This is a genomic window from Niveispirillum sp. FG156, assembly GCF_057809555.1.
This window is the reverse complement of record NZ_JBMDKE010000038.1, coordinates 60832-67882: the sequence shown is the minus strand read 5'-3', so window position 1 is coordinate 67882 and position 7051 is coordinate 60832. Positions and strand designations below refer to the sequence as shown.

The window sequence follows — 7051 nt, the reverse complement described above, 5'->3', positions numbered from 1 at the left end:
TGGTTCACCCCCCGGTGGCGGCCCCGCGCCGCCCAACCACCGCACGGGGCCGCTCATTGGCGGCCATACGTTCATTGCTGTCGGCAATATCGTCCAGCGTGCCGCCCTGGCTGCGCAGCAGCCGGTTCTGCTCCGCCAGCAACCGGTTCTGCTCCGCCAGCAGCGCATTCTGGCGGCGGGCCTGCTCCTCCAGCTGCCGTGTGTCGCCCCCATTGCGGTTGGCCGGCATGGGCGCCGGCACCATCAACGACCGCGCGCCGCTGCGCCCCGCGCCCAGCATGTCCATGCGCTGTTCGCGGGTATAGACCTGCGCACCCTGCGGCAGATAGACCAGTTCGGCGCCGCGCTCGCCCACCGTAGCCCAACCATCGACAGGGTGGTAATCGGTGCCGCCAGCATAGGCATAGCCACCGCCCAGCTTCTTGGCTGTTTCCGCTGTGTTGTACTTCGTCTTGTCCAACAGCTGCGCCTGCACGCTCCAGACACTGGCCTGCCAGGTATGCAGGTTGGAAAGCCGCGTGTTGCCGTCGGCGATGATGGACCCCAAAGCGCCCAACTGGCGCACGATAGCATCGCCGATGGTGATGCGGTCGCGGTTGCCGGCATAGGTCAGGTCGGAAATCGCCTGCAATGTGCCGCCGCCGCCGCCCGACAGGCTGGACGCGGCGCGCGTTGTCGCCTCCTGACGGGACAGCATGCCGTCGCCGTTGGCGTCCAGCTCCCTGAACCATGTGACGGCGGCGGCATCGGTGGCCAGCGGCGCGATGGCGGCCTTGAATTCCTGGAGGCTGATCATTCCATCCAGGTTGCCATCCAGATTGTTGAAGTACGGGGCCAGCGCAGCCGCAATCTGCGCTGCCGATGCTCCTGTGGAAATGCCGGACACCGCTGCGGCAAAGGCACCCCGGTTGGTAATTGTCTCGTCCCGGATCTGGGTCAGCAGATTGATCTGCTGCGCGTCAAAGCTCTGCACGGCCGGCAGGCTTTCCAACTGCGCCAGCACCGCCCGGATCTGGGCATCCGTATCAGTGCCAGTGGCGCCATTGGCCAGCAGGGCATCGCTATATCGCTGGGCATAGCTGGTGATCGACCCCAGGGCCGTCTGATCATTACGCTGCGCCAGCCCCAGCTGGGCATTGAACTGGTTGCGGGCATTGAGCAGTTGTTCTGCCGGCGACAGATAGTTCTCAATCCCGCCAGACCGGGCCTGATTGACCCAGTCGCGAATGCTGCCCCCCATGCCCCGGATGCGATCCAGGGCCGATGCCGCGTCCTCTGCCTGCCGGGCCGCCTCTGCTGCTGCCTCTGCCTGCACCTGATTGGCCCTGGCCAGATCCTCCGCCGCATAGGTGGCGGTCAGCATGGCGCGGACATTATCGTTCGCCGCCGATGCCAGTTCGCGCGTGCGCTCAATCTGGGTCGCCTGCGCCTCCAGTGCGCTGCGGGCCGCATCCTCCAGTAGCGGGTTCGATGCCTGGGCACGCAGCAGACGGACCTGCAATCCCTCCGACATGATCGCGGTCTGATTGTTCAGGTCCGCCACGGCACGGGTCATCTCCACCGCCAGAACATCGGACAGCACCCGCAACTGGTCTGCCGTGTATCCGCTGACCTGGGCCAGTCGGAATTCCTCCTGCTGGCGGCGCTGCAAATCCCGGATTGATGAATCGGGCAGACCGGCGTCGGCCAGGGTCGCAACCCGGCTGGCCAGCGTCCGCGTGACATCGGCCTCCCGCTCTGCCGCCGCCGCTGCTGCCTCGGCGGCGGCCTTCTGGTCACCCAGCGCCCATATCTGCTGCTGGATGGCCCTGTTGCTGGCATCAAGGCCCGCAAGGTCACGGGCGCGCAAAGCCACGGTGTCGCCCTGCATCTCCAGAAGCTGTCGTTCCAGGCTGGCGCGTTCATTGGCGATATCGGCGGCGCTCCGCGCCACATCCGCCGTTTCTTCCACACCGTTATTCAGGGCGGAAAGGGCCGCATTGGCGGCATTCGCAACGGCCGGGATATCGCCGAACAGACGGAGGGCTTCCTGCAACTGATCGGCCCGCAGGCCCCCACCCAGAACGCCTGACAGCGCCGCACCGAAATTGCGCTGGGCACCCGCATCCGACAGACCGACGGCCAGGGCATCGCGAATATCCGTGTCACGCTGCGCGATCAGGTCGCGGATATCGTTAATATAGGTGTTGCCAACCAGTTCATTATAGCGGCGATCCTGGGCGCTGGAGACATCGGCGCGCATGGACGCCAGCCGGCTGGCCTGCGCCTGCTGCACGGCAGCGGCTGCATCGGCGGCGCTATACCCGACCAATTGTAGCACCGGCGCCAGCTCGGCGAATGCAGCCTGCAGGGCCGCAACCTGTGTCTCCACCTCAGTCATCTGCGGGACAGCCCCGCCGATGCCTGCAAACCGCTCCACATAGGAACGCAAGGCATCGGCAGTGACGCCCGCATCATATCCCAGCCGCCCCGCCTGATCCGCGAAGTCACGGACATAATTGCGCATGTCGATGACGTTCTTGCGGGCCGTCTCCACGTCTTCGCTGCCGCCTTCCAGCGTGCCGTTCAGCTTCTGGATGGCGGTGTCATAGGCCAGGACGAAATTCACGTCGCCTTCGGCGCGGGTGAGATTGCTGAAATCCACCGCTTGAAGCCGCGCCTTCAGGGTTTCATCAACACCGGTCAGCGTATTGGTGATCGCAGACAGAACCTGTGACAGGGTGCCCTCGATGTCGCCGACCGCCGTCGTACCGCTGGCTGCCATGTTCCCGTCTGCGCCAAAGACGCGCCAGCGATTGCCATCGCGAGAACCGACCTCAATGGCGATCTTTTCGGCCAGGGACCCGCCCGTCATCTCGGTCAGAAGATTGGAGAACTGGTTGACCGACTGCGCCAGCGCGTCGCGCGCCGACATGTTGCCGCTGTCCTGCTTATTTGCCGACGTGTCGAAGTTCACCACCCGGTCATTGCGGGTGTAGATGTCGACGCCGGCAGTGCTGTCGCTTTTGCCAGGGCCAAACAGCCCGCCGACGATGTTGCCGACAAAGCTGCTGATGCCCTTCGGCACACCGAAGAAGTCGCCGATGGTGGTAGCGACGGTGCTGCCGATCTGCGCATTACGGTTCTGGGCCTCGCTGCGACCGCCAAACAGCTCGGCGACCAAGCTGCCCAACGTGTTGCCGGCCTCTGCGCTGTTCAACAACGCCTTGCCAAGATCGGCGAACGCCGCCGCAGCTGATCCTGCAGTCCTTTGAAGGTGACGAAATTTTGTCATGAATTCACCGACACCTTCGGCGACGCTGGCCCAGTCACCCGCAAGTATACGGGTGCCGATATTGCCCAGGGCCATCGCCGCCGTCTCGGCGGAGTCAATTACTTCGATCTCCTTTTCCAGTTCAGCGCGCCGCACCTTCTGGGCGCGGGTATTCTCGATCAGCTGCTGGTTGGTGGCGCTGATTTCGCCATTGGCGCCCCGCAGACTGTCCTCCAGGGCGCGTATCTCATCATCGATCCGCCATTGGCTGGTTTTCGCATCCAGTTCAAACCGGGCAGAAAGGCTGTCGCGGCCACCGCCCGTGATGCGACCCATCAGCGCGTTCTGTTCGCGCAGGCGTGACAGTTCCCTTTCGCCGTCCTTGGCCGCCAGCGCTACCGATGCTTCGCGATCCGCTGCGGCTTGGCGCAGCGTGGCTTCGGTCAGCCCATTGATGATCTTCGTCAGGCTTTCCGCCTGCTCACCTTCGGCGACCAGAAGCTGCGTGCGATAAGCCTGGGTGGCGGCCGCCACCTTGCCGGCCAGTTGGGCCTTCATCAGCCCTTCGGTGGTGCCGGCGGCGGCACTGGCCAGCCCCTCCTGTGCGGCGGCCTCTGCGCGGGCCTGCGCCACCGCCTCACCGCCGCGCGCGATCATGTCGGCGGTCTGGCTGGTCAGTATCTGCCGGGCCCGGACGGTCGCATTCACACCGGTGGTGACGCTGTCATTGGCCGCCTGCTGCATCGCCGCCGCGCGCACGCCGTCGGCGGCACTGACCATATAGGCGGCACCGATGGCCATGGCCTGTTCTGCCGCCCGCTTGGATGCGGCGGCCATGGCGTTCAACTCGCCCGTCCGTCTCTGGATGTCGGCGGCCTGCCATGCAGCGGCCAGTTTGGCCAGATCATCGGGCAGGGGCTTTCCGGCCATAACGGCAGCGGCGACACTTTCCCCGTATTTGTCCATGGCCTCGGCATAAAGCCGGGCCGTGCGGGCGGCGGCGTCCTGTTGCTGCACCGTGCCGCCCTGCGCGCGGGCGATCAGCGCCAGGCCGGGCAGGGCATTCTTCGCCGCCTCCGCGGCCTCCTGCACGCTGTCATTAAGGTCAGCCCATGCGCGCTCCTCTTCACGCAGGCGGGCATTCTGCGCGGATGCCTGCGTGCCGCCGGCGCGAAGCTCCGCATTGAAGGCCGCCGCACCCGCCTGCGCGATGCGCTGCTGCACGCCGACGCCAGCGAGTGTTTCTTTGTAGTCTTCAAGCTCTCGACTGGCGTCGCTCAGTCGTTTTTGTTCCGCCGTTGACGAAACGCCAACGGAGCCTTCGACGGATGCTCGCCGGCGTTGATCCAGTATCCTTTGCAACGCAGACGACATCGACGAAAGGACGCGGAACTCCCTGTCGATGTCACCCTGGGAAATTAAGGGGTTGCCGCTCATTTCGCGGCGCAGGCGATCAATCTGTCCGTACTGACGGATAATCTGTTCGTTCAGTGAAATGACGTCGGCAGAATTTTGCGCCTGTTGGGACTCCGCCACAGTGCCGGGTGTGATTCCCTTGACTGCGCTGGTAATCAAGGAGGCAACATTTGCAGCCCTGCGCATAACGTCATCATCAAACAGACCCTCTAAGAAGCGATCCCATGCTGAGCCCATCTCAGCCATCGCTGTTCCAAACTCACTTTTTATAGCCTTTGACGCGCCGCCGAACCTTGCCTCAAGAGCGCCCAATGCCACGGACAACGCCCTTGCGCGATCCCCCTGCCGCTCCATCATGGTGATAGACGCCGCCTGTTCGGCGGACAGGAAGCCCAGTTCTTCGTCCAGGCGTCGCACGCCAGCGGCACCTTGCCCAAAGGCATCTGCCAGGCGCTTACCCCAGGCGCTGGCATCCTGGCCCAGGACGGCCGACATGTCCTGCGACACGCCCGCCAGCTGCTGCGCCAGTTCGGGCGACCGGATATTGCGGTTGGCGACGATGGCCGAAAGCGTGCTGCGCACCGGTTCACGGCTGGTGCCGCGCTGGTTGGCGATGGAGAATTCCATCTCCCGCAACCGCTCTGCGGTGACGTCCAGTTCAGGGTTGAGGGCCTTCAGTTCGGCATTGTACCGCCGCGCCTGACCCTGGATATCGGCAAACCGTATCGTAACAACGGCCAGCGCGGCCCCGACGGCCAGGACGCCCGCCGCCACCAGCGCCACCGGACTGACCAGCAATGCCATCAAGCGGCCAAAGCCGCCAACGGCATAGGCCGCCTGTGGCACCTGCTGCGTCAAGACCAGGAACGGGTTCTGTCCGCCTGCAACAGAGACGCCAATATCCTGGATTTGCTGCGCCAGCATACCGGCCTCATTGGCCGCAAGCCCCATACCCCGGCCCGTCACACCCATATGCCGCTGAAGCTGGGCAATCTCCGCCGCCGCCTGCGCACCCGTGATGCCCAGGGCGCGGTGACCGGCCTGCATCGCGGACAGGGCCGCCTGATAACGCTGCTGGGATGCGATGACAGGATCCATGCTGGCGCGCAGGTCGCGGTAGGCCTGGGCGGCCTGTTCCGCCGACCGGACAGCCGGCGACATTGCCGCCGCCAGCCGGGCTTCATCCGCGGCCAGACGTTCGGCAGAGATGCCGGCAAGGGCCGCCGTTTCGCGCAGTTCGGTCAGGGCGGCGGTATAGCGGCGCGCCGCACTGGCATCCTGATCAAAACTGTCGACCAGCGTTTCATAGGCCTTGGGCGCAGCCGCTTTCTTCAGGGCCAGACGTTCGGCCTGAGCCATTTCCTCAACGGCCAGCATGGCCTGCCAGTTGCGGGCCAGCTGCATTTCCGCTTCGGCGGCACCTTGCCGTTCGGCCTCCAGCATGGCTTGCCAGTTGAGCGCGACATTACGCTTGGTCTGCTGGATACGTTCCCGCTGCGCCTGGTCTTCGGCGATCAGCATGGCCTGCCAATCCTGGGCCTGGAACAACTTGGCAAAGGCATCGGCAGAAGCGGCGGCACCGACCGACGGGGCCGCACCCACCCCCATGAAGCTGCTGAACCTTGTCTGGGCCATATCCTGGCGGGCGGCGATGGCCTTCTGGGCCAGGGCCGCGTCGGCGGCATCAAGGGCGCGCCGCTGTGCTGCCGCCTCGGCATCCAGGGCCGCGATGTGCCGGTTCACCGCCTGGGTGGCGGGGTCATACTGATCGGCCAGCGCCCTGAAAACCTGAAAGCGTTCACGCTCCCCGGCATTGACGGCCTGAAGGATGGCTTCCGCGCTGATCAGTTCCTGATTGTACCGCTGCTGCTGCCCGACGAACGGATCGAGGCGACCCAGAAGGTTCAGATAGGCTTCAACACTGTCGGCACTTTGCGCGATGGCGACGCCACTCTGGGCGAAGGTCCGGCGCATCTGCTCCGCCGCCTTCTCCGCCTTGGCAATGGCCTGCTCCCGCACAATGCCGGCGCGGCGGATCAGCTCGCTGCCCTCTTCTTCGCTGCGCCTTCCATCCTCCATCTCGCGGCGCAACTCGGCTGCCGTCCGCTCATACTCCGCATCCGCCCGCCGCTTGGCCTGGGTCAGGCGGATGTTTTCGTCCAGCTTGCGGTTGATCTTGTCAAAGCTGGGGTCGGCGCGGCGCAGGGCTTCGTCACTGACCCGCATGCTGGCGGCCAGTTTTTCCCCTGATGCCGCCGCAACATCGGCGGCGCCGGCCATGTTCCGCAGGGCCGCTGCGTCCTTCTCTGCGGCGCCGGCGATGTTGCTGTCATAGGCGCCGCGAATGCGGGCTTCGCGGGCGATATTCTGTAAATTGGCCAT

Annotated in this window: 1 protein-coding gene; it reads right to left on the bottom strand. The window is 65.1% G+C overall.

Annotation, left to right across the window (positions count from 1 at the left end; genetic code table 11):
- Positions 1 to 4: 4 nt before the first annotated feature.
- Positions 5 to 7051: a phage tail length tape measure family protein gene (locus ACODSP_RS21820; RefSeq protein ID WP_488967651.1), complete on the bottom strand. Its 7047-nt coding sequence runs from the start codon at positions 7049 to 7051 to the stop codon at positions 5 to 7.